24 protein-coding genes and 1 riboswitch are annotated in these 26,035 nt (G+C 61.0%); of the genes, 11 read left to right on the top strand and 13 right to left on the bottom strand.

Annotated features, from left to right (window positions below):
* Positions 1-32 precede the first annotated feature (32 nt).
* Both ACT53S_RS17300 and ACT53S_RS17305 read left to right on the top strand, forming a co-directional pair.
* The gene (locus ACT53S_RS17300; RefSeq protein WP_476067944.1) at positions 33-674 is read left to right on the top strand and encodes an acyl-homoserine-lactone synthase; all 642 of its coding nucleotides are present in this window, start codon (positions 33-35) and stop codon (positions 672-674) included.
* Positions 675-806: 132 nt separating this feature from the next.
* Positions 807-1,877 (top strand): DUF2865 domain-containing protein, encoded by a 1,071-nt coding sequence (locus tag ACT53S_RS17305; protein ID WP_476067881.1) that lies wholly within the window; start codon positions 807-809, stop codon positions 1,875-1,877.
* A gap of 6 nt (positions 1,878-1,883) precedes the next feature.
* On the opposite strand, the gene bluB is transcribed toward ACT53S_RS17305, so the two are convergent.
* The 3 genes from bluB to ACT53S_RS17320 form a co-directional block, all read right to left on the bottom strand.
* Entirely contained in the window at positions 1,884-2,588 is a 705-nt protein-coding gene (bluB, locus tag ACT53S_RS17310; protein ID WP_476067882.1) for a 5,6-dimethylbenzimidazole synthase, read from the bottom strand.
* Positions 2,589-2,629: 41 nt separating this feature from the next.
* A riboswitch (cobalamin riboswitch) is annotated at positions 2,630-2,819 on the bottom strand.
* 38 nt (positions 2,820-2,857) lie between these two features.
* Positions 2,858-3,694, bottom strand: coding sequence for a TolB family protein (locus ACT53S_RS17315; RefSeq protein ID WP_476067883.1), 837 nt, complete (start codon positions 3,692-3,694; stop codon positions 2,858-2,860).
* A gap of 29 nt (positions 3,695-3,723) precedes the next feature.
* Entirely contained in the window at positions 3,724-5,403 is a 1,680-nt protein-coding gene (locus ACT53S_RS17320) for an NAD+ synthase (RefSeq protein ID WP_476067884.1), read from the bottom strand.
* Positions 5,404-5,604: 201 nt separating this feature from the next.
* Between ACT53S_RS17320 and ACT53S_RS17325 the strand changes: the two genes are divergently transcribed.
* Both ACT53S_RS17325 and ACT53S_RS17330 read left to right on the top strand, forming a co-directional pair.
* Positions 5,605-7,539 carry an LTA synthase family protein gene (locus ACT53S_RS17325; protein WP_476067885.1) on the top strand — a complete coding sequence of 645 codons (1,935 nt, stop codon included), beginning with the start codon at positions 5,605-5,607 and terminating at the stop codon, positions 7,537-7,539.
* 217 nt (positions 7,540-7,756) lie between these two features.
* Positions 7,757-8,650 (top strand): hypothetical protein, encoded by an 894-nt coding sequence (locus tag ACT53S_RS17330; RefSeq protein ID WP_476067886.1) that lies wholly within the window; start codon positions 7,757-7,759, stop codon positions 8,648-8,650.
* A gap of 14 nt (positions 8,651-8,664) precedes the next feature.
* Here the strand turns inward: ACT53S_RS17330 and ACT53S_RS17335 are convergent, their stop codons facing one another.
* Both ACT53S_RS17335 and ACT53S_RS17340 read right to left on the bottom strand, forming a co-directional pair.
* Complete coding sequence (locus ACT53S_RS17335; RefSeq protein WP_476067887.1) at positions 8,665-9,063, bottom strand: GFA family protein; 399 nt, start codon at positions 9,061-9,063, stop codon at positions 8,665-8,667.
* Between the two features lie 82 nt (positions 9,064-9,145).
* Positions 9,146-10,522, bottom strand: a complete 1,377-nt coding sequence (locus ACT53S_RS17340; protein WP_113376627.1) for a class II 3-deoxy-7-phosphoheptulonate synthase — start codon at positions 10,520-10,522, stop codon at positions 9,146-9,148.
* 243 nt (positions 10,523-10,765) lie between these two features.
* Here ACT53S_RS17340 and ACT53S_RS17345 point away from each other — a divergent pair, with 243 nt between their 5' ends.
* Complete coding sequence (locus ACT53S_RS17345; RefSeq protein WP_476067888.1) at positions 10,766-11,638, top strand: alpha/beta hydrolase family protein; 873 nt, start codon at positions 10,766-10,768, stop codon at positions 11,636-11,638.
* A 245-nt stretch (positions 11,639-11,883) separates the two neighbouring features.
* The gene (locus ACT53S_RS17350) at positions 11,884-12,012 is read left to right on the top strand and encodes a hypothetical protein (protein ID WP_476067889.1); all 129 of its coding nucleotides are present in this window, start codon (positions 11,884-11,886) and stop codon (positions 12,010-12,012) included.
* A gap of 88 nt (positions 12,013-12,100) precedes the next feature.
* On the opposite strand, the gene gor is transcribed toward ACT53S_RS17350, so the two are convergent.
* The 3 genes from gor to rpiA form a co-directional block, all read right to left on the bottom strand.
* Positions 12,101-13,489, bottom strand: a complete 1,389-nt coding sequence (gene gor, locus ACT53S_RS17355; RefSeq protein ID WP_476067890.1) for a glutathione-disulfide reductase — start codon at positions 13,487-13,489, stop codon at positions 12,101-12,103.
* 116 nt (positions 13,490-13,605) lie between these two features.
* Positions 13,606-14,145 carry a DUF2059 domain-containing protein gene (locus ACT53S_RS17360; protein WP_113376631.1) on the bottom strand — a complete coding sequence of 180 codons (540 nt, stop codon included), beginning with the start codon at positions 14,143-14,145 and terminating at the stop codon, positions 13,606-13,608.
* Between the two features lie 17 nt (positions 14,146-14,162).
* Complete coding sequence (rpiA, locus tag ACT53S_RS17365; protein ID WP_113376632.1) at positions 14,163-14,864, bottom strand: ribose-5-phosphate isomerase RpiA; 702 nt, start codon at positions 14,862-14,864, stop codon at positions 14,163-14,165.
* A gap of 144 nt (positions 14,865-15,008) precedes the next feature.
* Here rpiA and gph point away from each other — a divergent pair, with 144 nt between their 5' ends.
* On the top strand, positions 15,009-15,698 hold the full coding sequence (gene gph, locus ACT53S_RS17370) for a phosphoglycolate phosphatase (protein ID WP_476067891.1): 690 nt from the start codon (positions 15,009-15,011) through the stop codon (positions 15,696-15,698).
* A gap of 57 nt (positions 15,699-15,755) precedes the next feature.
* On the opposite strand, the gene ACT53S_RS17375 is transcribed toward gph, so the two are convergent.
* Positions 15,756-17,618 (bottom strand): L,D-transpeptidase family protein, encoded by a 1,863-nt coding sequence (locus ACT53S_RS17375; protein WP_476067892.1) that lies wholly within the window; start codon positions 17,616-17,618, stop codon positions 15,756-15,758.
* 447 nt (positions 17,619-18,065) lie between these two features.
* Between ACT53S_RS17375 and fumC the strand changes: the two genes are divergently transcribed.
* Complete coding sequence (gene fumC, locus ACT53S_RS17380) at positions 18,066-19,454, top strand: class II fumarate hydratase (RefSeq protein ID WP_476067893.1); 1,389 nt, start codon at positions 18,066-18,068, stop codon at positions 19,452-19,454.
* Between the two features lie 44 nt (positions 19,455-19,498).
* Here the strand turns inward: fumC and ACT53S_RS17385 are convergent, their stop codons facing one another.
* Positions 19,499-20,362, bottom strand: a complete 864-nt coding sequence (locus tag ACT53S_RS17385) for a GGDEF domain-containing protein (protein WP_476067894.1) — start codon at positions 20,360-20,362, stop codon at positions 19,499-19,501.
* A gap of 179 nt (positions 20,363-20,541) precedes the next feature.
* On the opposite strand from ACT53S_RS17385, the gene ACT53S_RS17390 reads away from it, so the two are divergent.
* Both ACT53S_RS17390 and ACT53S_RS17395 read left to right on the top strand, forming a co-directional pair.
* Complete coding sequence (locus tag ACT53S_RS17390) at positions 20,542-22,149, top strand: fumarate hydratase (protein WP_476067895.1); 1,608 nt, start codon at positions 20,542-20,544, stop codon at positions 22,147-22,149.
* Positions 22,150-22,368: 219 nt separating this feature from the next.
* Positions 22,369-23,433: a GGDEF domain-containing protein gene (locus ACT53S_RS17395; protein ID WP_476067896.1), complete on the top strand. Its 1,065-nt coding sequence runs from the start codon at positions 22,369-22,371 to the stop codon at positions 23,431-23,433.
* Between the two features lie 12 nt (positions 23,434-23,445).
* Here ACT53S_RS17395 and ACT53S_RS17400 read toward each other — a convergent pair whose 3' ends face one another.
* Together ACT53S_RS17400 and ACT53S_RS17405 are read right to left on the bottom strand one after the other, a co-directional pair.
* A complete protein-coding gene (locus ACT53S_RS17400; protein ID WP_476067897.1) occupies positions 23,446-24,054 on the bottom strand; it encodes a pyridoxamine 5'-phosphate oxidase family protein in 609 nt (202 codons plus the stop codon).
* A gap of 56 nt (positions 24,055-24,110) precedes the next feature.
* On the bottom strand, positions 24,111-25,040 hold the full coding sequence (locus ACT53S_RS17405; RefSeq protein ID WP_476067898.1) for an alpha/beta hydrolase: 930 nt from the start codon (positions 25,038-25,040) through the stop codon (positions 24,111-24,113).
* Positions 25,041-25,088: 48 nt separating this feature from the next.
* On the opposite strand from ACT53S_RS17405, the gene ACT53S_RS17410 reads away from it, so the two are divergent.
* On the top strand, positions 25,089-25,592 hold the full coding sequence (locus ACT53S_RS17410; protein ID WP_476067899.1) for a MarR family winged helix-turn-helix transcriptional regulator: 504 nt from the start codon (positions 25,089-25,091) through the stop codon (positions 25,590-25,592).
* Here ACT53S_RS17410 and ACT53S_RS17415 read toward each other — a convergent pair.
* A complete protein-coding gene (locus tag ACT53S_RS17415) occupies positions 25,573-25,935 on the bottom strand; it encodes a gamma-butyrobetaine hydroxylase family protein (RefSeq protein WP_113376642.1) in 363 nt (120 codons plus the stop codon). The genes ACT53S_RS17410 and ACT53S_RS17415 overlap by 20 nt on opposite strands.
* Positions 25,936-26,035: the final 100 nt, after the last annotated feature.

Below are 26,035 nucleotides of genomic sequence, written 5' to 3' on the forward strand. Positions count from 1 at the left end.
TGTCCGCTCCGACGGTCTTCAAGGAGTTCAGCATGATCAGGATCATCAACGGCGCACGACGCCAGCAGTTTCCCGCCGATATCGACGCCATGCATCGGTTGCGTAAGCGTGTCTTCCATGACCTGCTCGGCTGGGACGTGCAGGTGCGCGACGCCTGGGAAATCGACAACTATGACCGCGCGAACCCGCTCTACGTCCTGTCCTACGGTGAAAGCGGGGCGCTGCGCGGGGCTCTGCGGCTGCTTCCCACGCTTGGTCCGAACATGCTCGACGACACCTTCCCCCAACTGCTAGGGCCGGGCCCCGAAATACGCAGCGCCGCGATCTGGGAATCGAGCCGCTTCTGCATCGATCCGGAAATCTCCCAGGATCGCGCTAGCAACCAGGTGACGATTGCTGCAGCAGAGCTCATGTGCGGTGTCGGCGAACTTGGACTTGCCTCGGGTCTCAGCCACATCGTCACGGTCACGGATGTCTTCCTCGAGCGGATGTTCAAGCGCATGGGTTGCCCCGGCGAACGCATCGCCGACCCCCAGCGCATCGGAACGGTCCAGGCGGTGGCTGTCTCCTGGGAGGTTAGCCACGATCTGCTCAATCGGATGAAAGCCGTTGCCGCGATCGATGGCACCGTCTTGGAGCAACCGATGACGCTGGCTTCCGCGCGCGCTGCATGACGCACGGGGAGCGGTTGCCTTGCCAGGCCGCAGCCGCTCTCTCACCCGTCATTTTACTTTGGCGCCAACTGCCTTATGGTGTCTCCGGAAACACAAAACCGTTGTGTACCGCCAGGCACCCCGGTCGGAGCCATGAAACCACTGACCAGACTGCTCGCCCCCCTGATGGCCATCGCCTGCCTTGCAGCCACCCTGCAGGACGCCAGAGCCACGTCGCTGGCATGCGAGAGGCTGCGAGAACGACTTGTTTCGGCGCGGTCCACGGTCTCGTCCGATGACATCAACCGCTATGCCGGAGCCATTGCGCAGCAAAATCTCGAACTGCGCAAAGCTCGGCAGGACCAGCGGCGGCTGCGCTGCCTCACCTCGTCGATCACTACGATCCGCGCCGATGGCGGCAGTGACTGTGGCGATCTCGCCAAGGCACTTGAACGCATGGAGCGCAACAGGGAGATCCTGACCAGCAAGCTCGTCGAGCTGCGCGAGGGACTGGGCGAAGCTGAAACGGCGCGGCTTGAGCAGGCGCTCGCCGATCATGGCTGCGATAGCGGAAGCACCGTCGTCTCTGCGCCTGAAGAGCCCGAACGAGTTCCATATCTCGACACGCTGGCTGAACCCTATCGACCGGATCGCGCAGCTGAAGCGGCCCTCTCCTTCCGACCGTCGATCGGCATGCTGCCGACCGGCGATGTCCGCACACTCTGCGTGCGAACCTGCGACGGTGGCTTTTTCCCGATTTCCTCACGCACGTCCGCCATCAACTTTGCCCGGGACGCCGCGCAATGCCAGCAGATGTGTCCCGGTGTCGAAACCGAACTCTTCTTCCATTCGGCCAGTTCCGGCGAAACCTCCGACATGGTATCCGCCGCGACCGGACAGCCCTATCGCGACATGCCCAATGCCTTCGTCTATCGCACACGCCGGCCGGCGGAGGATCCGCAATGCCAGTGCGATTTCGGACGTTACCACCAGAGGATGACCCCGCGCCCGGCCGTGCCGGACTATCAGTCGTCAATCCTTACCGTGAAGCCGCAAGACGCGCCGGCAGCCCGGGTCGACGCAGTGATCCCCGCGCCAGTACGAGAGCTCGACGCGGCAGCGCTCAACGTCCGTCGTGTCGGCCCGGTCTTCCTGCCTCCGCAAACCGGCAGCATCGACCTGACGAAGCCCGCAGCTCCCGGTCCGCAGCCTTTGCAGGAATAGCGTTTCTTACGTAAGTTCGTCGGAGCCCGCGCACGCCGGCCATTGCTCCTCGAAGATCAGATCGTCGAGGGCGAGGCGCCTTCGCCACCCCTTCACCTCCAGCTCGGGCCGATCGTAGAGTTCCGCGACGTAACCAAGACAAAGATAGCCAATGATCTCGACGCGCTCCGGAATGCCGAGGATCTCTTTGGCGTCTGCCTCGTGAAAGATGCTGACCCAACCGACACCGACCCCTTCGGCACGGGCGGCAAGCCAAAGATTTTGAATGGCGCACACGGTCGAATAGGCATCCATGCGCGGATTGTGGGTCCGACCAAGCACGACGGGCCCGGCCCGATCCGGGTCGCAGGTGATGCAGATGTTGAGAGGCGCCTTGCGGATACCCTCCAGTTTCAGCGCCCGGTACGCGCTGCGACGTTCATCCGGAAACATCGCCTCCGCCTCTTCGTTCGCGCGTCTGAACGCCTGCCAAATCGCCTCTCGCTGAGCTGCACTGCGAATTAGCAGAAAGCTCCAGGGCTGCATGAAGCCCACGGAAGGCGCGGCATGGGCGGCTCCCAACAGGCGGCGCACGAGATCGTCCGGCAGCGGATCGGGAAGGAACTGATCGCGCACATCGCGGCGCGTATGGATGGCGCGGTAGACGGCGTCCTTGTCTGGCTCGGCAAAGGGCGCTGTCCGGACGAGAAACTCGTTCGGTTTGTCGTGCATCGTAATCCCCACAATGCGCAACCACCCGCCGTCCACGCGGGTTCGGTCTATCTCGCCAGGCCGGTCTTCTGACTGAGCATCATCCGCGACGTGCGCCTTCCCGGATTCCTCCAGTGGCTGGGTTTCCCCTGACACGTCACATCCGCCTCACAGCGTTGGGCACGTGCCGGATTTTCACCGGCTTCCCGATTCTCCCGCCTTGCGGCAGGCACCTGACACAGGTGTTCTACTTGACGGAGATTGCGGAGGACAGACCAAAAGCGACAGCGTCACTCAGGCTGGGGGAAATAGCGCACGAAGGCGAAGGCCGTTCCGTCCGGAGCCCAGTTCGGCACATTGATCGATCCCTGCCCGCCGAAGAACTCGATGAGCGTCTCGACATTCCCGCCATCGGCATCCATCAGACGCAGCCGAACCTGCTTGTCACGCGGGTGCCCTGTCACGTCGGCATCATAGGAGAGGAACAGCACCTTCTTCCCATCTGGCGACGGATGCGGGAACCAGTCGCCATAGTCGTCGGAGGTGAGCTGCTGCAGGTCGCTACCATCCGTGCGCATCCGCCAGATCTGCATAGTGCCGGTGCGGCTGGAATTGAAATAGATCCACTGGCCGTCAGTCGAATAGTCGGGACCGTCATTGTGCCCCTCGCCCTGCGTCAGCCGCCGCTCTGGCCCGCCTTTTGTCGGGATCGTGTAGATGTCGAAGACACCGCCGCGATCGCCGCAATAGGCAAGTTCCTTTCCGTCCGGCGACCAGCCATGCCAGTAGGACGGCATCTTGTCAGTGACCTGGCGCGGTTCGTCGTCCCCGTCACCCAACATATAGATGCAGGACTTGCCGAAGAGCGTATGGTCCGAGAAGGCGATCGAGGCACCGTCCGGGGAGATCCCGTGGTCGTTGTTCAGCCGAACAGCAAAACCGGTATCGATCAATTCCGGCTCCGGATCCTCCTCATCGAGCGGCAGGGCATAGAGCAGCCCGTCGCCGTTCACGACGAGGAACTCGCCGTCCCGCGACCAGTTCGGCGCCTCGACGAGGTCTTCCGTCTGCCAGACGACCTCGCATTCGCGGGTGTTGATGTCAAAGATTTCGACGGAACTGCGCATGCTGCTTCCTCTCGCCCGTTCCGGATCACTCAGCGATCACGGAATCGGTTCGTGATCGGATAGCGACGATCGCGTCCGAAATTCTTCTTGGTGATCTTCACGCCCGGTGCCGACTGGCGGCGCTTGTATTCGGCGAGATAGAGCAGGTGCTCGACCCGGTGCACGGTTGCGATGTCGTGACCGCGTGCGACGATCTCGTCGACACCCATTTCCTTCTCGACCAGGCATTCGAGAATGTCGTCGAGAACAGGATAGGGCGGCAGTGAATCCTGGTCGGTCTGGTTCGGCCGAAGCTCCGCAGACGGGGCCTTTGACAGGATGTTGGCAGGGATCACCTCGCCCGAGGGACCGAGTGCACCCGGGGGAACGTTGGCATTGCGCCAGGCCGACAGCGCATAGACCTGCATCTTGTAGAGGTCCTTGATCGGGTTAAAGCCGCCGTTCATGTCGCCGTAGAGCGTCGCATAGCCGACCGACATTTCCGACTTGTTGCCGGTTGTCACCACCATCGAGCCGAACTTGTTGGAGATCGCCATGAGGATCGTGCCGCGCGTGCGGCTCTGCAGGTTCTCCTCGGTGATGCCGCTCTCGGTCCCCTCAAACATGTCCGAGAGCGACGAAAGGAAGCCCTCGACCGGGTCCTGGATCGGCACGATGTCATAGTGGCAGCCGAGCGCCTTGGCGCAGGCCTCGGCGTCGGCAAAACTTTCCTGCGAGGTATAGCGGTAGGGCAGCATGATCGTGCGCACACGCTCTTCGCCCAGCGCATCGACGGCGATCGCTGCACAGATAGCCGAATCGATACCGCCCGAGAGACCGAGCACCACGCTCTTGAAGCCGTTCTTGTTGACGTAATCGCGGAAACCGAGCACGCAGGCGCGGTAGTCAGCCTCTTCCTTCTCAGGGATCCGCGACATCGGCCCCTGATCGCAGCGCCAGCCTTCGGCCGTGCGTCGCCAGGTCGTGACTGACAGGGTCTCCTCGAACTGGCTCATCTGGAAGGCGAGAGACTTGTCACCGTTGAAGGCAAAGCTCGCGCCGTCGAAGACCAGTTCGTCCTGTCCGCCGAGCTGGTTGGCGAAAATCAGCGGCAGGCCCGTCTCGATCACTTGGCGCAGCGCCACCTGATGACGCACATCCACCTTGCCGCGATAATAGGGCGAGCCATTCGGCACGAGCAGGATCTCCGCACCCGTCTCGGCCAGCGTCTCGCAGACGCCGAGATCGTTCCAGATCTCTTCGCAGATCGGAACGCCGATCCGAACACCCCGGAAGTTGACCGGCCCCGGCATCTCGCCTTCGACAAAGACGCGCTTTTCGTCAAACTCGCCATAGTTTGGCAAATCGATCTTGTCGCGGAAGCCGAGAATCTTGCCACCATCCAGGATCGCCACGGAATTGTGCCGCCCCTTCTCGCCCTGCCGCGGGAAGCCGACGATCACGCCTGGCCCGCCGTCAGCGGTATCGGCCGCAAGCGTCTCGACGGCCTGGAGGCAGGCTTTCAGAAAAGCCGGTTTCAAAACCAGATCTTCCGGCGGATAGCCGGAAATGAAGAGCTCCGTCAGAAGCAGGAGATCGGCCCCCTGCCCGGCCGCTTCGGCGCGCGCCGCGCGCGCTTTGGCAAGGTTGCCAGTCACGTCGCCAACCGTCGGATTGAACTGTGCCACTGCTATACGCAGGACGTCGGAGATCTTCTTTGCATCGCTCATGACACCGATTTAGCCGCTCGTCCGCCCGATCGCAATGTCGCTTTGCTCTCCAGGCGAACCACAGCCCCCGGCCGCGCTAACCAAACCACCGGAAATTCTGGGAACAAAGCTTTCTCGATCACGGTTCATGTAGCATTCATGACACTTATGTGACACCTATGCGAACCTTTGACGACATCTGCCCAAGACCCGGAGTTCGAAGTGGTCCAGTCCAGCCCGAAATCGCTTGTCGCGAACATCTTTAGCGCTTTCGGCGCGACACGCGAGCGAGAGCTCGGAAGCTCCTGGGTTGTCCAGCTTCTCGTCCAATGGATCAACACGGCGCTGATTGCCGCCTCCATCGTTTTACTGAGCGAGATCCTGGCCCGCGGCAGCATGATCGACGTCGTGGAATACATGACCTCAACTAGCCGCCCCGGACTGGTCGCGGTAGGCATCGTCTTCCTCATTCTCGCCTTCACCGATGCGATCATCGGCAAGGCCTACCAGTCGACGCTCTTCATCGGCCCGCTCCTGCTCCTCCCCGCCTTCTTCTCCGGGCAGAAGCAGCTATTCCTGTCGGATCCGCTGTTTCCGAGCGACCTGCTCTTCGGTCGTCAGATCATGGAACTTCTGCCGGCCATGGTAGCAGCGGAACCCATGAAGGCAGTGGGTCTGGCGGTCGGGAGCCTGGCCTTCATCGTCGCCCTGATCACGCTCATCTGGAAAAGCCGCAAGGTGTTCCCACGCCTCAACCTCGTCGGTCGCGGTGCGCGCCTCGTGGTCTCCTTTCCGCTGCTCGCCGGCTTCATCTCGCTCATGGATCCGATGGCGTTCTCGGCCTTTCGTGACCGGTTGAACATCGTGCCCATGATGTGGGACCAGAAGGAGAACTATCGCCACAATGGCTTCCTGATGGCCTTTGCCTTCAATGTGCCCATGGCCCGTGTCAGCGCGCCGGATGGCTACAGCCAGCCCGCAATCACCGACATCCCGTCCGACCGTGTACCCGCCTCCTTCTTCTCGGGACGCCAGGCCGATGTGATCGTCGTGATGAGCGAGAGCCTCTGGGATCCGACGCGACTGACCAGCGTCCGCTATTCCGAGGATCCGATGCCGACAATCCGTGCGGCATCCTCTGGCAACAACATGTTCTCCCCCGAGTTCGGCGGCATGACCGCGAATGTGGAATTCGAGGCCTTGACCGGCTTCTCGAACGCCTTCCTGCCTTACGGCAGCATCCCTTACCAGCAATACATCCGCCGCCCGCTTCCGTCGCTCGCCACCTTCTTCGAATCCAAGGGCTATGTGACGAAAGCCTTCCACCCCTTCCAGAGCTGGTTCTGGAACCGACAGAACGTCTATCAGGCACTCGGTTTCCAGCAGTTCCGTTCGGAAGAGAACATGCCGGCGATGGACAAGCGCGGCATCTTTGCCTCAGACGACGCGCTGACGCGGTACATCATCAAGGAAGCAGACAATACGGAAGCACCGTTCTTCTTCTTCGCGGTCACGCTCCAGGGCCATGGCCCTTACGAGGAGCACCGCTACGCAAAGAACACGGTCGAGGTTGATGCTCCCACGCTGTCGGATGCTCCGACCAAAACGCTCGCGACCTATACGCAGGGCGTCAAGGAAGCCGACCAAAGCCTGAAGATGTTGATGGACTGGGCAAAGAAGCGCCGCCGCGAAACCATCATCGTGATGTTTGGCGACCACCTTCCCCCGCTCGGCGACGTCTACACCGAAAGCGGCTACATGCCGAATGTGGTGGCGACCCGCAAAGCGTCCGTCCCGACGATGAAACGCGAGCACGAAACCCCGCTGGTCGTCTGGTCGTCCAAGCGCGGCGTGCAGAAGGACATCGGCTCGGTCAGCCCCTCGCAGCTGCCACACGTGGTCGTGCGCCTCGCCGGATATCGCCACCCCTACTACACCGGCGTGCTCGGTCGCGTCGGAGAACGCTATACGGTCGTCGACAGGCATCAGCTGATTGGCCGCAATGCCAAGTCTCAGGCCGATTGGGCTCAGGCGGGCGCCGTGGACCCGCTGATCCGAGACTACCGACTGCTGCAGCATGACGTCATGTTCGGTGAAGGTTATGGCATAGACCGGTTCTTCCCCGAACAGGCGTTCCGCTTGCAGCCCAACAGCTGACGCGGGGCGGCAGAGATCGCCCCAACAAGTTGTTACCGATACTGGATGATTTGATCGCGTGGATATCTTGCGACCCTTCAAGATTTGCGGCATAGACTTTTTTTGTTCAGTCGTTCGCAGCGCTTGACAGTATTCGATCAGATTTCTGCGATCCTTGAGACCGGACAGCCGCATTCTTTAGTGACAATAGTCAAAAAGTACGAAGCAGAGCTGTGCAATGCCGCCCATGACGCGTGCTGAAATTGCGGCCCATCCGCTATTTCCCTCGATCGAAAAACAGATCGCTCGACACCTGATTGGAATCCATCTGCAGACACCGCGAATGTCGCGGCTGAAGGCGTCGCATCGCAAGTGGCTGATGACGCAGTCGTTGTTTGCGCTCGCACTGCGCCGGACGCCGGACGATCCGCTGTCCGGTCTGACGGCAACCCGGTTCGTCGAAACCGTCATGCGGCTCGGAGCCGCGAGCCGTAACACGGCGACGGGATATCTGGCCGAACTGGTGGCATACAAATTCCTGCGCGATGTCCCCGATGTGCCGGACCGACGCGTGCGCGTTCTGGAAGCAACGGAGCTCAGCCTCGGCGGCATGCGCAGCTGGTTCAACGGCCATATGGCCTGCCTTGACCGCCTCGATGGCGGCAGGCGAGAACAGACATCGATCGATCACGAAGCGATTTTCATTCTGGCACAGCCGCTGGCCGCCGACATGCTCGTCGATGATCCCGTGTGGCGCGATCCGGCGGACTCGATCGGCCATTTCCTATGGTCCGACCTCGGCGGTATGGTCCTGCACGATCTCGTATCGCGCCTGAATGACGTGGACCGCCAGGCGGCGCGCCATCTTGCCGGCCCTGTGACCCTGGCCGAACTGAGCGAAGTTTATCAGGTGTCGGCAACCAATCTGAAGCGGATGTTCAAGAAAGCGGAAACGGACGGCCTTCTCGGCTGGGAACTGCCGCGCCGTCGCGGCAGCCTGTGGCTGGGCAAGGTCTTTCTCGAAGACTATTTCACCTGGCAGTCCGCAAAATTCGCAGCTCTCGATATCGCCTATCACCAGGCCTGCGATCAACTCGGCATCGCGCCGATGGCCAATGTCGTTGCGGCTTGATCAATGCACTGCTGTCAGCTCTGGCTGGCGGCATATTGGGGCAACCCATCGTTGATCTCGTAGAAATCAGCCTTGTCGTCACAATAGATGTGATAGCCGCCTTTCAGACCCGTGGGAACGTCGAACAGTCCCGCCATCAGCGAGATCGTCTCCTCGCCATCCCCCTTCCAGAATAGCGCGGAGCCGCAGATGCGGCAGAAAGCGCGATCTGCGTCAGGGCTTGCGCGATATCGAGCGATATGCTCTTCCCCCGAAATCGAAACGTCGCCGATCGAGGCATTCGTAGTGGCGTAATAGAGCCCGGTCTGGCGCCGACACTGACTGCAGTGACAGTATCCGACCGCTCCGATTTCGCCCGCAACGGTAATCGTGACAGCGCCGCACAGGCATTTTCCCAGGTGTTGTCCGGCCATGACCTTCTCCTCGACAAACGATTTCGGGCGAGCTTCGTTGAAGCCCGCCCGATCGTCAAACTCTGAAAACTGAAGTTTGGTTTCAGCCGTTCGCAACCATCATGCGCTTTTCGTCCCGGCCGCCCTTCATCCGCTCGGCGAGCAGGAAGGCAAGTTCCAGCGCCTGGTCGGCATTGAGGCGCGGGTCGCAATGGGTGTGGTAGCGATCCTGCAGATCCTCGGCCGATACGGCGCGGGCACCACCGGTGCATTCCGTAACATCCTTGCCGGTCATCTCGATATGAATTCCACCCGGATGCGAACCCTCGGCACGATGGATCTGGAAGAAGCTCTCCACTTCCGACAGGACCCGCTCGAACGGACGGGTCTTGTAGTTGTTGAGCGTGATCGTGTTGCCATGCATCGGATCGCAGGACCATACCACCTTGCGGCCTTCGCGCTCGACGGCTCGGATGAGGCGCGGCAGGTGCTCGGCAACCTTGTCGTGGCCGAAGCGGCAGATCAGGGTCAGACGACCAGCTTCGTTCTGCGGGTTCAGGATGTCGATCAGGTTCAGAAGGTCGTCCGCCTGCAACGACGGGCCGCATTTCAGACCGATCGGGTTCTTGATACCGCGGCAGTATTCGAGATGCGCGTGGTCGGCCTGGCGCGTGCGGTCGCCGATCCAGATCATGTGGCCAGACGTGGCGTACCAGTCACCGGACGTGGAATCCACACGGGTCAGCGCCTCTTCATAGCCAAGCAGCAGCGCTTCGTGGCTGGTGAAGAAATCGGTCTCACGCAGGCTCGGATTGTTGTCCGACGTGATGCCGATCGCCTTCATGAAGTCCATGGTTTCGGAGATGCGGTCGGCGAGCTTCCGGTACCGCTCGGCCTGCGGGCTGTCCTTGATGAAGCCCAGCATCCACTGGTGCACGTTGTCGAGGTTGGCATAGCCACCCATCGCGAAGGCGCGCAGCAGGTTGAGCGTCGCGGCCGACTGGCGATAGGCCATCAGCTGGCGCTCGGGGTTCGGGATGCGAGCCTCTTCGGTGAACTCGATGCCGTTGATGATGTCACCGCGATAGCTCGGCAGTTCGACGTCACCGATCTTTTCCATGTCGGAAGACCGCGGCTTGGCGAACTGGCCGGCGATACGGCCGACCTTGACCACCGGCAGCTGTGCACCGAAGGTCAGGACGACGGCCATCTGCAGGAAGGCGCGGAAGAAGTCGCGGATATTGTCGGCGCCGTGCTCGGCGAAGCTTTCGGCGCAGTCGCCGCCCTGCAGCAGGAAGGCATTGCCTTCCGCGACCTGCGCAAGCGACTTCTTCAGGCGGCGGGCTTCACCGGCAAAGACAAGCGGCGGATAGGATGCAAGCTGCTCTTCAGCAGCCTTCAATGCATTCTGGTCCGGATACGCCGGAACCTGCTTGATCGGCTTCTGCCGCCAGCTGCTCGGGGTCCAATTCTGCGCCATTGTCGTCACCTGTCTCGTACTGGAACTGCGGCAACCTCCCGGCCGCAAGGGATGGGGGCTTATAAACGGTTATCTAAGGGTTGGAAAGCCGAAGTTTAAGGGCTTTCGAACACTTCCGTCGCAGAACGGGAAGAAGAGACAATCGGCATTTTAGCAGGTCACTGGGTGGGGGCTGAAGACACCATGCTTGTATTGACCAATACGTAAAAGTAATATGTCGCAGTCTGCGATGGGAGGATCCGGATGACAGAGCAAGATGCCGCGCCGACGCCCGAACGGCGTGACGTGGCAATCACCACGGCGGATGGTTTTTCGTTAGCCTCGACAGTGTTTGGCGGGAGAGGTGACGGTCCGCTCGCGCTGATCTCCTCGGCGGCAGCCGTGCCGCGCGGCTTTTATGCGCGGTTCGCCGAGCATCTCGTAAAACATCACGGGTTTCGCGCCGCCCTCACCTATGATTATCGCGGCGTGTCAGGGTCCATGGCACCGCCTGGCTGGCGCAGACCTATGCTGATGCGCGACTGGGCCCATTTCGACATGCCGGCGGCTTTGAAGACGCTGGAGGCGCAGGCACCGGGTCACCCCGTCGTCGGCATCGGTCAGTCCTTCGGCGGGCAAGTCCTCGCCCTCGGTGGCTGTGCGGACCACTTTTGCCGCTACCTGATGGTCGCGACCATGACTGGATACTGGGGCAACACGAAACCTCGTTACCGTGTGTTCAGCCAGATGAACCTGATTGGCGTGCCGCTCGCGCTGTTGCTGGGCAAAGTCCCCGGACGTATCGGGCTCGGACAAACCTTGCCGGGAACCATCTTCCGCGAATGGGCGCGCTGGGGACGTCATCCCGACTATTTCTTCGCCGATCCGACAATGGACGCCGTGCGACGTTTCGCCGAGGTCCGCACACCCATTCTCGCCCTCGGCATGACTGACGACCCCTGGGGCACACCCCGCGCGCAGCACGCCCTGCTGAAACATTACACTCAGGCACCCACCGAGATCCGCTGGCTGTCGCCCGATGAGGCTGGAGGGCCCATCGGCCATTTGGGTTTCTTCCGCCAGCAATTCCGCGACACCCTCTGGCAGCCGGCCATCAACTGGTTGCAAGATATCTGATTGCTGCGGCGCACACGGGTTACCCACAGTTTCCACAGCCAGGCGCCTTGTGCTGGCAAGACCCGATCTTGCCCCCAATCCGGGTGAGTCGCATCATCGCAACTCTCCTGATACCGCAGCCCGGTCGTGCATCGACTGACTACGGAAAGCTTCACGCAAGCCTCGCTCTCTACCTGCTCGGGTGGGGGCAGTGCAGTGAGTTGGGAAGCCTATGGCTTCTCACGTTGATCATGAGGATCATTGTGATGGCGTATGATTGGAGTGGCGTACAAACCCGTCGGAACCGCAGATTGCGGCTCGCATTGTTGACCCTGGTGGCCGTGGTGGTCTTCACCGCACCGATCGTTGCCACCGAACTGATCAAGATCTTCTGATTGCACTTACAGGCCGGAGCCTCATGGGGCCGGCCGCGATAAACAGATGCCCGCCCGATTGAGAGCAGGCGGGCACCCAAAATTCTCCTTAGACGCGTTCGCCGTTTCTCACCCGGTAGGTCGGGCTGTACATGGTGACGAGTTCTTCCGCAGCCGTCGGATGCACCGCCATGGTGCGATCGAAATCATCCTTTGTGCAACCGGCCTTCAGGGTGATCCCCAGGAGCTGGGCCATCTCGCCGGCGTCGTGTCCCAGGATATGGGCACCGACCACCTTGCGATCGGCCGCGTTGACGATCAACTTCATGATCATCCTTTCCGCCCGGCCGGACAGCGTCGCCTTCATCGGCCGGAACTGCGCCCGGTAAACCTCGATTTCGTCGAACTTCTTCGCCGCCTGTTCTTCCGAAAGCCCGACCGTTCCGACCTCCGGCTGCGAGAAGACCGCCGTCGCGATCAGATCATGATCGGGTGAGGTCGGGTTGTTCTTGTACTCCGTCTCGATGAAGCACATGGCCTCGTGAATCGCGACCGGCGTCAACTGAACGCGATCAGTCACGTCTCCGAGGGCGAATATGCTGGGGACATTGGTTCGCGAATAGCGATCGACGACGACCGCACCCCGCTCGTTGACCTCGACACCGGCAGCCTCAAGTCCCAGTCCCGTGGTGTTCGGATCGCGCCCCAGCGCCAGCATTACCGTCTCGACCACCAGAACGCCGTTCTTCATCGTGTCCACGGCAAGACTGCCCGCCGGGCTCTTCTCGACCTTCTGGATGTGGTCGTGGCAAAGGATGCGGATTCCCTTTGCCTCCATGGCTTCGTGCAATCCCCGCCGGATGTCCTGATCGAAGCGGCTCAGGATCTCGGCCCCGCGGTAGATCAGCGTGGTTTCCACGCCAAGCCCATGGAAGATGTTGGCGAACTCGACGGCGATATAACCACCGCCGGCAATCAGGATCGAGCGCGGCAGCTTCTCGAGGTGGAACGCCTCATTGGACGAGATGCACAGCTCGTGTCCCGGCAGCGAGGCATGCGGATTGGGCGCGCCGCCGACGGCAATGACGATCCGCTCGGCCGTCACCTCCTTTCCGGTCGCGACAAGCCGCACGCTATGCGGGCCGGTGAGTTCCGCGCGGGTCTGCAGGATCTCGGCCCCCGCCCCTTCCAGCCCCTTGCGGTAAAGCCCCTCCAGCCGGTCGATTTCCTTGTCCTTCGCCGCGACAAGCGCATGCCAATCGAACCGGCTCTCCCCGACCGTCCAGCCGAAACCGGCGGCATCCTCGAAATGCTCGTGAAACTGCGAGGCGTAGACGAAAAGCTTCTTCGGAACGCAGCCTCGGATCACGCAGGTTCCGCCGAAACGGTATTCCTCTGCGATCGCCACCTTCTTGCCCATAGCCGCTGTCAGGCGCGCGCTGCGCACACCGCCGGAACCGCCCCCGATTACGAACAGATCATAGTCGAACTGGGTCATGCATCTTGCTCCTGCGCTGTGCGGCTTCGCCGAATTTCAGCCTGATATAGGAGGCCGCGCCCCAAAAAGAAAAGCCCGGGACGGGTCCCGGGCTCGATAATTCAACAGGCAAGCAATCAGGGCTTGGGCGCCTCGGCCGCAGGCTGTGCTGCCTGCACTTCCTTCAGAAGCGCATCGTTGGCCTGCTTTTCCAGGTCGCGGGCCATGCCGGAGGTCCAGATATCGGCCGCCTTCAGCAATTCGCGCGTGGCAATTGGCCCGTCCTTCAGCAACTTCTTGCCGGCTTCGCTCGAATAGAAGGTGGTGATGGCCTGCAGTTCTTCAGGCGTGAAGGCCTTCGCATAGACGAGGGCGGCTTCGCGCTCGAGATCGGCGCGGCGAGCCGCAAGCTTCAGAGCCTCGGCCTCGACGGTCGACGAAATCTGGTCCTGCAGATTCGGATACGCCTGGATGAGCTGCACCGTCAGACGGTCCATAATGTTCGGCAGGATGGCATCGAAACGATCGGTGACGCCGAGTGCATCAATCGCGGCCCGGGCGGCCTGCAGATGCTCGGGAGCAACGTCCTGAGCCTTGGCGGACAACGCACCCAGCATGACGCTGCCGGCGATGACGGCGATCGAGGCGAAACGGCCCATACCCGAAATGCTGATCATGTAATTCTATGCTCCTGTTAGTTTTTCGGCTCCATCACGCGCGCTCCCGCCGGACCGGCGATGATCGCGAGGGATGCCAAGTTTATGAATAGACCGTGTTCCACGACGCCGGGGATCGCATTGAGCTGTTCCGCCAACGCGTCTGCATCAGGAATGCGGCCAAAAGATGCGTCCAGAATGAGGTGACCGCCATCGGTCGTGTAGAGGCTGTCGTCGCTGCGCTTGCGCAAGGCGAGCGTCCCGGAAAGACCGAGCTTCGAAGCAAGCGCCTCGACGGCGATCTGTGTCGACACCTGGCCGAACGGGTTGATCTCGATCGGCAACGGAAAGGCACCCAGTGTGTCGACGATCTTGGTTTCGTCGGCAATCACGATCATGCGGCTGGAAGCCGAGGCCACGATCTTCTCGCGCAGCAATGCCCCGCCGCCGCCCTTGATCAGCCGCAGCTGCGGGTCGATTTCGTCGGCGCCGTCGATCGTGAGATCGAGCTCGGGCAACTCGTCGAGCGAGCGCAGTTGCACGCCGAGTTCGAGGCAGAGGCGCGCAGTGCGTTCGGACGTGGGAACGCCTTCGACCTTCAGGCCGCCGGCCACGCGTTCGGCCAGGAGGCGCACGAATTCTTCCGCGGTCGAACCGGTTCCGATGCCGAGCCGCATACCATCCTCGACATGAGTGAGCGCCTCGGCTGCTGCCTTGATCTTCATTTCCCGGGCGTCCATGCGCCGAAAACTCCCCTCTGTTGCGTCGAAAGCTGTTTACACGGCTCAATGCACAAACGAAAGCCCTGCGGCAGGCCCTGCAATTGCCTTTTGCGGAGATTTCCCCTACCCCCATCGGCAAGATTGTTCCCCCGGAGTGCAGCCTTGATCGCGACAAGCAAAGCAACGACCGTCGTATTCGACCTCGACGGAACACTGGTCGATACCGCACCCGACCTCGTGGCCAGCCTCAATCACACCATCGCACAACGGGATCTGGCGCCCGTGACTTACGAGGACCTGACGCATCTGGTCGGTCAGGGCGCACGTGTGATGATCACACGTGCCTTTGCCCTAAGGGGCGCACCTGTCAGTGAAAGCGAGCTCCCTCCCCTGCTAGATCGCTTCATCGAGCACTATGCCGCAGGCATGCCGGGCCTCAGCCGACCCTACCCTGGCCTTGTCGAAGCGCTGGATCGGCTACGGGACGCCGGTCACCTGCTGGCCGTCTGTACCAACAAGATGGAAGGGCTGGCCCGTCCGCTGATCGAAGCGCTCGGCCTGACTGGCTATTTCACGGCCATCACAGGCGGCGACACCTTCGCGGTGCGCAAACCTGACGCTGCCCATCTGACCGGAACCATCGATTTGGCCGGCGGCGTGCCGCAAAAGGCAATAATGATCGGCGACAGCATCAACGACATCCTGGCAGCCCGCAACGCGGGAATTCCCTCTATCGCCGTGCCATTCGGCTATTCCGACGTCGCCATCGATACTCTCGGAGCGACAGCGGTCATCAACCATTTCGACGAGTTGACGTCCGAGCTGGTCGAACACTTGGTCACAGGGCGCTGAAACAGAAAATGGCGGGCCGAGCCCGCCATTTCCGTGTTGATGTGGTCCTCGGCTTGCTCAGGCGCGCGGCGTCCGGGCATCCGTGGTGATCTTGAATGCCTTTTCCGTATAGGCGTCGCGGCCATAGACGTCATCAAAATACTCGATCACGCCGTCCTTGTTCGGCCATGCCGTGAAATAGGACACGTAGACGGGGATCTTCTGCGGAACCTGCACGGCGCGGTTCTGGCCCGAAGCGATCTGCTTGCCGATTTCCTCGACCGTCGTCCCCATCACCGCCGCCGCCATGACGCGCGGTTGCGCGAGACGCACACAGCCGTGGCTGAGCGCGCGCATGTCACGGTTGAAGAAGCTCTTCGACGGCGTGTCGTGCATGTAGATGGCATGATCGTTCGGGAACAGGATCTTCAGCTCGCCAAGCGCGTTGTCACCACCCGGCGGCTGCCGCACGTCGACGGAATGCGTGGTGTTCCAATCGACCTGGCTCGAGGCAACCTTGCGACCGCCATAGGACACTTCATAGCCCAAGCGGTCGAGATAGGACGGATCAGCCCGCAGCTTCGGCAGCATTTCGTTGACAATGATGGACTTCGGCACACCCCAGTAAGGATTGAACTCGACCGTTTCGATCTGGTCCTGGAAGAAATAGGTCTGGTTCGACTTAGAGCCGACGACCACCCGCATCGACAGCTGTTCCTTGCCGTCATTGACGTAATACGCCTGGAAAGCCGGCTGGTTGATAAAGACGTAACGCGGACCGAGATCGGACGGCAGCCAGCGGATCGCCTCCATCGCAACCTGCAACTTGGCAATCTTCTCCGCATTGCTGTGACCGGTCATCGCTCGAATTGTCGCCGGACCGACCACCCCGTCGGCCTTGAGACCCTTTTCCTTCTGGAAGGTCTCGACCAGCGACACGAGCTCCGGCGTATAGTCGGGGGTTCCCGCATAGGCGGCCAGCGTCGCGGCATGCTGGGTCAGCACCGCCTCGGACGCGACCTGCTTGACCGCACCGACGATCCGCGACAGTTCCGGATTGCTCTGCCCCGGCTTCAGAAGCGTACCGGGTGCAATGGTGATGGGTTCGACAGATTTCTGGGCGTCTTCCGCGCGCAGACGGGCCAGTTCGGCGCGCAGGGCAAGGAATTGCGGGCTCTTCGGATCGCGGTTGCGAAGATACGCCGCCACATCCGGGCTCATGCGCAGCATGTCGAGCACGGGCGCGATGTTGACGCCCTTCCGCTTGAAATCATGGTAGCCGGAAATCTTGTTGGGATCGATCCGACCGCGCGCGGTATCCTGCACATAGGTCAGCACCTTGGCGGACAAGGCGACCTCGAAGCCCATCAGCTCGCGCTGGCGCTGTTCCGGATCGGTGGCGGCACCGGATTCCGCAGGCACGGCCACGGCATAATCCTCGGGCGCCAGCCCGGCGGCCCCTGCATCGGCCAGCGCCGCGACCATCTCGCGACCGCGGTCGGAAAAGCCGGTGTCGTTGACCCAGATCAGCGGCTTCGTCGTGTTGGAATAATAGGCCTCTACCGTCTTGGCGACCTCGTCATTCGCCCGCACATTGACCTCCGCGAGGAAACGGCGCGTACCGAGGACCTCGTTCTGGGCGGCGGGATCGCCGTTGGACGCCGCCGGCAACGCAATGCGGATCGCGCGCAGTGCTTCAGGCTTGTAGGTGTAGTAACGCGGACCCGCCACCTTCGGCAGAGGTTCGGGATCACCCATTTCGAGCCCGCCGAGCGCCTGCTGCTCCAGAATATTCGGCCGCGCCTGCTCGCGCGTATTGCGACCTGGGCCACCGCGCAGAAGATCGAGAAGCGTCGTTGCCGAAGCCTGGCCCGGCAGTGCACCAAGGACAGTCGTCGCCGCCAGGAATGCCGTCAGTACGAATTTGGGGGTTCTCGTCATGCTCGCTCTCGTGTCAGGTCGAGCCCGATGGACTCGCGGCTTGATGGCCATTTGCGCGGATCACTAGCCGATCAGCCTTGGATTGGGAAGTTCGGCGCCGCTACCGGGAACGGAACGCCGGGCAGAATCTTACGTGGTCAAAGCGCTGGTGACGCGCCGACCACCGGCGAACTAAATGGAAACATTCGTTAATTTTTTATTGACGTTAACGGAGTGTAGCCAAATCATCCCTGCTCTGCACCGTCACGGCCCGCACAAATTGTCGTGACGCGTGCCGAAATTGACACAAGCCACGACGCCGTGCTGCCGGAACATTCGTCCCGGACATGCCGATTTCTTGACAGTCCAGCACCAGTTAACGCTATGCAGTTGCAACAACGAGCGGGCAACTTACATTGCCACGGTAATGCGCAACTCAGCGAACCATGCGAAAAGGCAGAATTTCCCATGACGAAAAGAACCGAGACCGACACCTTCGGACCAATCGAGGTCGAGGCAGACCGCTATTGGGGCGCGCAGGCCCAACGCTCCCTCGGTAATTTCAAGATCGGGTGGGAAAAGCAGCCATTGCCGGTCGTCCGCGCTCTCGGCATCGTCAAGCAGGCAGCCGCCCGGGCGAACCTTGCGCTTGGCAAGCTGGACCCGAAACTGGCGGAAGCGATCATCGCTGCCGCGCAAGAGGTGATCGACGGAAAGCTCGACGGGCACTTCCCACTCGTCGTCTGGCAGACGGGCTCGGGTACGCAGTCAAACATGAATGCCAACGAGGTGATTTCCAACCGGGCGATCGAGATGCTCGGCGGCGAGATGGGGTCGAAGAAACCGGTGCACCCCAACGACCACGTCAATATGAGCCAGTCCTCGAATGACACCTATCCGACGGCCATGCACATCGCGGCCGCCGAGCACGTCGTCCACCATCTCCTGCCGGCTCTCAAGCACCTGCATGGGGCGCTCGACGCAAAGGCCAAAGCCTTTCACCACATCATCAAGATTGGTCGGACCCATACCCAGGACGCCACCCCCCTGACACTCGGCCAGGAATTTTCCGGCTATGCCGCCCAGGTGGCATCCTCCATCAAGCGCATTGAGCTCACGCTCTCGGGTCTCTACGAACTTGCCCAGGGCGGCACGGCGGTCGGGACAGGCCTCAACGCGCCTATCGGCTTTGCCGAAAAGGTTGCCGAGGAAATCTCCAAGATCACCGGCCTGCCCTTCGTGACCGCACCGAACAAGTTCGAGGCGCTGGCGGCCCACGATGCTATGGTCTTTGCCCATGGCGCGATCAACTCAGCCGCTGCAGCCCTCTTCAAGATCGCAAACGACATTCGCTTCCTCGGCTCCGGACCGCGCGCCGGTCTCGGCGAATTGCAATTGCCGGAAAACGAGCCTGGCTCTTCCATCATGCCTGGCAAGGTCAACCCGACGCAGTCGGAAGCGCTGACGCAGGTTTGCGCCCACATCTTCGGCAATCAGGCCGCCATAACCTTTGCCGGCAGCCAGGGCCATTTCGAACTCAATGTCTACAATCCGATGATGGCCTATAATTTCCTGCAGTCGGTGCAGCTGCTCGGCGATGCCGCCGTGTCCTTCACCGACAATTGCGTGGTCGGCATTGAGGCCCGCGAGGACAATATCCGCAAAGGCGTCGAGAACTCGCTGATGCTGGTGACCGCGCTGAACGGCAAGCTCGGTTACGACCTCTGCGCCAAGATCGCAAAGACTGCGCATAAAAACGGGACGACGCTGCGGGAAGAGGCCGTTGGCGGCGGTTATCTCACCAACGAGGAGTTTGACCAGTTCGTCCGCCCGGAACTCATGATAGGTCCACAATGACATCCGGGATGCGGGAGCCTCCGGGCTCCCGCTCCGCAAGCGCCTCAGAGCGTTAGGGCTTCGAGCCCCGTCCGGAGCGTGTCGCGGGCACGAAACAGCGCCATGTCCGCCTTGTGCACGAGATCGGCCATGCTCTCCTCGTCTCGACGCTGCGCAATCCCGAATGTGGCGCGCAGGCTGCCGCGAGCGACCGGCCCGACTTCGAGTTCGGCAATCGCCCGGCGCAAACCCTCGCAGCACGCATAGACGCTGTCGGGTCCGTCTCCTGCAAAAAGCAGGACGAAGGTGCTTGCAGACATGCGCGCTGCAACCGGCCGTGATCCAAAATGCGTTCGCACGAGATCACCGACTGCGACCAGAACCAGATCGGACACCTCCCGGGACCCGAGAACTTGAACCGTCTCAGCGGCCTCCAATTCGAAGACGACTACTGTGACGGGCTTCCCGCGCGCTGCCATGCGGTCAAGCTGTACGTCGTAGGCCGCGCTTCCGTTCATGAGCCCGGTGAGTGGATCCAGCGCGGGCTGTCCGTCAACCCGTTCGGCCAGGGCCGCGATTTCACCGACCATACCGCAGACCGCCCTAGTGACGACCGCGATTTCATCATTGCCACGTCTGTTCAGATGCTCCTCTAAAAAGAGCCCGTCACGGCGGTAATGCGTTATCGCCGTCGCGAGATGCCTGAGGGGCCGCATCAGCCACCACATGGTCGCAAGGCACGCAACCGTACCCACGAGGGTCGCCGCAAGGACCACCAGCGCGATGGACAAGTCGTCTGAAGCCGTTCCTGTCCCGAAGGCGAGAAGCAGGGCGATCAGCGGCACATGGATGCAGACGAAGCTGACGCCGAAAATCTTGAATACGATCGATCGCCGCCAGGCGCTGTGGTCGCTTCTGTCCAATGCCATTGTGTGACGCCCTCCTCCATCGAATCACAAGTGCACCGTCGCATTCTTACGAAATCCCGTCTCACCCAAATACCGGTGTGGCGGTCAACGCGCCGCCTTCGGCTTTCGACGCATTGAAATATTAAAGGGTTCCCCGTAAACCACCGGAAATTCCAGCAGATGCCGTGAAAGGTCCCGTGATGGCAGACGATCTGTTTCCAATTGGCGAAGACTTGACCCCCTATCGCAAGATCACCTCAGACTACGTGTCCGTAGATACATTCAAGGGTCAGGAGATCCTGACGGTGGAGCCAGAGGGGCTGCGCCTGCTCGCCGAGACAGCCCTGTCCGACATCAATCATTTGCTCCGTCCGGGCCACCTGAAACAACTTGCCTCGATCTTGGGGGATCCCGAAGCAACAGATAATGATCGCTTCGTCGCCTTCGACCTCCTGAAGAACGCCAATATTGCGGCCGGCGGCATCCTGCCGATGTGCCAGGACACCGGCACAGCGATCGTCATGGGCAAGAAGGGTCGCCGCGTCTGGACCGATGGCCACGACTACGAGGCTTTGGCAGAAGGTGTGCGCGACGCCTATGAGCGCCGCAACCTACGTTATTCGCAGCTGGCGCCGATCAAGATGTTCGAGGAAAAGAACACGAAGACAAACCTTCCGGCTCAAATCGACCTCTACGAAGAGGGCGAGGATGCCTACAAGTTCCTGTTCATGGCAAAGGGCGGCGGCTCGGCCAACAAGACCTTCCTCTACCAGGGAACGCCTTCGCTTCTAACCCACGACCGGATGATCGACTTCCTCAAGGAAAAGATCCTGACTTTGGGTACGGCAGCCTGTCCTCCCTACCATCTGGCGATCGTCATCGGCGGTCTCTCCGCCGAGATGACGCTGAAGACCGTCAAGCTTGCTTCGGCCCGTTACCTTGATGACCTGCCGACCGAAGGCTCGGAGAGCGGCCACGCCTTCCGCGATCTGGAGATGGAACAGGAAATCCACAAGCTCACCCAGTCGCTTGGCGTCGGCGCCCAGTTCGGCGGCAAGTATTTCTGTCATGACGTGCGCGTCATCCGCCTCCCCCGCCATGGCGCATCGCTCCCGATCGGCCTTGGTGTCAGCTGTTCCGCCGACCGACAGGCAAAGGGCAAGATCACCAGAGATGGCATCTACATCGAGCAACTCGAGACCGACCCGTCGAAATACATGCCTGAGATCGACGAAACGGCCCTGTCATCCTCCGTGGTCAAGATCGACCTGAATCAGCCGATGGCCGCGATCCTTGCCGAATTGACCAAACACCCGGTCAAGACCCGCCTGTCCTTGACCGGCACGATCATCGTCGCCCGTGACCTCGCCCATTCCAAGATCCGCGACCGGCTGGAAAAGGGCGAAGGCATGCCGGAATACATGAAGAACCATCCGGTCTATTACGCAGGCCCGGCCAAAACACCGACGGGCTACGCCTCCGGCTCCTTCGGCCCGACCACGGCTGGCCGCATGGACAGCTATGTCGATCAGTTCCAATCCTTCGGCGGCTCGATGGTCATGCTGGCCAAGGGCAATCGCTCGCGGGCGGTACGCGAGGCCTGCAAGACCCATGGCGGTTTCTATCTCGGCTCGATCGGCGGACCGGCCGCACGCCTGGCCCAGGACTGCATCAAGAAGGTTGAGGTTCTGGAATATCCGGAACTCGGCATGGAAGCCGTCTGGAAGATCGAGGTCGAAGACTTCCCCGCCTTCATCGTCACTGACGACAAGGGCAATGACTTCTTCCAGGAATTCAATCTGGGGTGATTTTTTTCAGGTCCGGAACGTGCCGCGACGTCAGGCAAAGACTGTTGCGGCACGGCAAAACACATCAAAAACATACAGTTAAGCAGAGACTTCCAGCGCCACTCGATTTTGTTTCAATTACATCTCGTAACGGCAGCATTAAATCTTTCAAAATCATTTGCCGCTAACATCTTCTTTGACCTTTAAGGGGCACCCAAGAGGAAAGTTGGAGTTGGCCGAATGACCACGGCAGCGCCGTCCAAGACGCAGGCACCCGACATCGCGGCACAGATTACCTATGCCATGCGGTCGATGGGCGTTGCACCCATTCCGCGCAACTACGAACTCTTCTATGAAGCGTTCATCGGATCCAATCCGGCATTATCCCGTGAATTGGCGGCCCTTGGCAGCCGTGCCAATCAGGACGAACTGGACGCGATCGGCCAGCAGTATTTCGGCCATCATCAGACCCGTGCCATGGAAAATGTCCATGCGCGCATTCTCGGCGAACTGGATGCATTGTTGCGCGTTCTACGCAAGGAGCAAACCTCGCTCGAGAGCTACAACCGGTTGCTCGGCGAAACCTACAGCCGCATCAATTCCAAGAGCAGCAACAGCGCCGACATTCTGCGCAGCGCGATCAATATTCTGACGGAGGCCACCGGCAGCACCATGGCACACGGTGAAGACACCGTGGGGCAGATGGTGCAGCGCTCGCAGGAAATGGATGAGGTTCGCCGCGAACTCGACGAATACAAACGCATCGCCAACACCGATTCCTTGACGCGCATCGCCAATCGCCGCGCCTTTGACGAAAAACTGGCATCGGTCTATGTCAGCGGTACCCGTCCGCTCGCAGCCCTCGTGCTGGCCGATATCGACAATTTCAAGAAGATCAACGACGTCTATGGCCATCCGGTCGGCGACAAGATCCTTGCAACCGTCGCGACGGTCCTGCGCAGCAATGTCCGCAAGGATTGCTTTGTCGCGCGCACCGGCGGTGAAGAATTCGCCATCATCATCGAAGGCAACACGGCAGACGAAGTTCAGCAGACGTGCGAGCGCGTGCGTGTCGCTCTTGAGACGACCCCGTTCAAGAACTCGAAAACCGGCATCAACTATGGTCCGATCACGATTTCGCTCGGCTACAGCATGGCAACCGATTCCGAAGATGCCGGTGAACTCTATGCCAAGGCAGACATTGCCCTCTACTGCGCCAAGAATGCGGGGCGCAACCGGACTCGTGCCTATGAAGAGGGCATGAAGAAGGACTTCACCAAGAGCTGGCTGATCTACAAACGCTGATCAGCCCGCGCATCACCACATGGTCTTGGCGGCCCGCGCGGGCCACTCCCTGTCATAGGTCTCCTGATCGAAGCTTGCCTTGGCTGCCTTCAGCATAGCACCAGGCTTCGGAAGATCGCCGGCGACCGCATGGCGGTCGGAATTCCACAGATCCGCCCGCATGACGGCGCGGGCGCACTGGAAGTATACCTCGTCTATGGTGATCACCACCACGCTGCGCGGATGCTTCCCATCCATGGTGAAACTCTCGAGCAGATCGGGTTCGACGCTGACCACCGCGTGCCCATTGACGCGCATAACCGTGTTCGAACCCGGGATGAGAAACATCAGCGCCACGCGGGGATCGCGCACGATGTTGAGCAGCGAATCGATCCGATTGTTGCCACGCCAGTCGGGCAGCGTGAGAGTCTGCTCGTCTTCGATGCGCACCACGGCTCCGGCATCGCCGCGTGGCGAGCAATCGAGCCCTTCAGGCCCCACGGTCGCAAGCGCCACAAAAGGCGACGAATCGATCATCTGGCGATAGGCGTCGGTCAAACGGGACACCACCTTGGCAACGGACGCCTCGCTGACATCACCGTAAAGCGCCTTCAGCTCCTCCGGCGACTGGATGATGGTCATGAAACTCTCCCTGATCGACGCTCTGCCTCAGGGATTAGGCAAACCGGATGACAGGATCAAGACACGGCACGTTGCATATCGGCATGGAACGGCCGCTCGGACAGGAGAAATGCACCGACGGCACGGATCACCTCCGGGGCACTGACGATCCGGCGATGGCCATGGCCATTGGCCCACAGATGCCGAATGTGCGGCGAGACGCCGATGTAGCGCTGTGCGTGTCCGACATGAACCTCCTTGTCGTCCTCGGCATGCACGACAAGCAAGGGCCGGTCGAGGCGTCTTGCCACGGCAACCCCGTCCAACTCCTCGACACTGCGACCGGAAAGCAGTTGGACCCGTGCACGCATGGACGCCAAACTTGCGCGTCCAAGCCCAACAGCACCGGCAAAGTTGTTGAACACGTCGCTGATGCTGGAGGGCGCACCGATGACGGCAAGGCGGGGGCACTGGAGTATTGGAATATCGCAGAAGACGCCTCCTGCGGCCATCATCACGGAAGCCCCGCCAAACGAGTGACCAACCACCCCGGCAAAGGGACCGAATTGCCGTTCGGCAGCGACGATCGCCTCTGCTGCAATCTTCAGATCGAGGCGCCGACCACTGGAACGGCCATGACCGGGCAGATCAAGCAACACGACCTCCGCCCCCGCAGCGAGCAAGCCGGCAGCCATTTCGGTCAGATACTCCGCCCGCGAACCCCAGCCATGAACAACGAGAATACGGGATGCGCCATGCACCGGCGCCGTCGTTTCCCGCAGGAGATGCGCCGCAGCCATGCCGCGGGAGAGGGCAAGGCGCACCGTCTCGGCGCCTCGAAGGCGCTCCGTCCCCTGGCGAAACACCTGCTTTGCCTTAAGGCCGGAAGGGTTTCTGGAAGGAGTGCGACAGAAAAGTGCGAAGGCCAGCCGCCCGGAAGCATGCGGCGACAGTCTTTCCAGCTGTGCGAAGGTCAGGCGGGTGACCTTGAGGGCAAAGGATGTCATAGTCGGGGTTCCGATCATATGTTCAATATTGAACAATAAAGTACAAGAATGAACAAAATTCAAGCCTTCCCCTGGGACCATCCGCGATTTCGCAGCTGGATCTCTGTCGGCCGCGCCTGCCAGCTGATGCAACAGGCCCTCACACGGGCGCTGGGACCTCTCGACATCAAGCCTCCGCATCTCGACATCTTGGTCAATCTCTATCGTTTTGAAGCCATTTCCCAGCAGGAACTGGCACGAAAGCTCCTGGTCGGCCGATCAAACATGAGCATGCTACTGCCGCAGATGGAGAAGCGCGGTCTTTTGGAACGCCGCGCCGATCAACGCGACAAGCGGGTTCTGCGCCTGTTCCTGACGCCCGAGGGGCGCATGCTCACCGAAAAGGCCATGGTCATCCAGACAGACCTGATCGAGCAAATGCTGTCCGCAACACCCCTGGAAGACTGCACCCGCATGGCCGAGACCATGGAGCGCCTGACCCAGCGCATGCTGGCAAGCAATCTGGGCGGAGATGGCGAGGATGACACGGCCGTCAGCGCGGATCGCGGCTGAGTCCCTTTTCGGCCAACTTGCGCTCGTAATCGGCGAATTTATCGGCGCCATGCTCACCCAGTTCTCGAAGATAGATCCAGGTGAAGATGCCGGTGTCATGGCCATCGTCGAAACCGATCCTGACGGCATAATTGCCCGTCGGCGTCACGGACCGGATAGCGACGTCCCGTTTTCCGGGCACCGTCACAGCCTGGCCCGGTCCGTGGCCCTGCACCTCGGCCGAAGGAGACAGAACACGGAGCATCTCGGCCGGCAGGTTGGCCACCGTACCGTCGTTGAAGCTGACAGCAAGCATGCGCCGGTCCTTGGACACCTTGAGTTCATTGGGCCAGATCTCGGACATGAAAACGCTCTCTTTGCAGGATAATCTGGCTTGAGAGGTACGGCCAAGGCCTTGCTCATGCAAGCACTTTTGCGCCGCTCTGTTGCACCTGGCGACGGCT

This window comes from Allorhizobium sp. DMC15 (assembly GCF_056314065.1).